At 64.5% G+C, this 352-nt stretch carries 1 protein-coding gene; it reads left to right on the forward strand.

Going from position 1 to position 352, the window contains the following annotated elements; translation table 11 throughout:
• Positions 1-352, forward strand: a 352-nt coding sequence (locus tag AB4Y92_RS26865; protein ID WP_441822392.1) for a hypothetical protein, incomplete at both ends; no start/stop codon positions are given.

The following is a 352-nucleotide window of genomic DNA, read 5'->3' on the forward strand; positions in this document are numbered from 1 at the left end:
GGGCTACTCGACTACGGTCAAGCAGGCCAAGAAGCTGGTCGAGAAGGAGAAGCCGGAGGTCTGGGATATCCTGGACGAGGTCATCCGCGAGCATCCGGTGCTGCTGAACCGCGCTCCGACGCTGCACCGTCTCGGCATCCAGGCCTTCGAGCCGGTGCTGATCGAAGGCAAGGCGATCCAGCTTCACCCGCTGGTCTGCGCCGCGTTCAACGCTGACTTCGACGGCGACCAGATGGCCGTGCACGTCCCGCTGTCGCTCGAGGCGCAGCTGGAAGCGCGCGTGTTGATGATGTCGACCAACAACATCCTGYMSCCSGCSAACGGYCRSCCGATCATCGTGCCGTCGCAGGAC

It is taken from the genome of Lysobacter sp. TAB13 (genome assembly GCF_052113885.1).
Classification (GTDB): domain Bacteria; phylum Pseudomonadota; class Gammaproteobacteria; order Xanthomonadales; family Xanthomonadaceae; genus Lysobacter; species Lysobacter gummosus.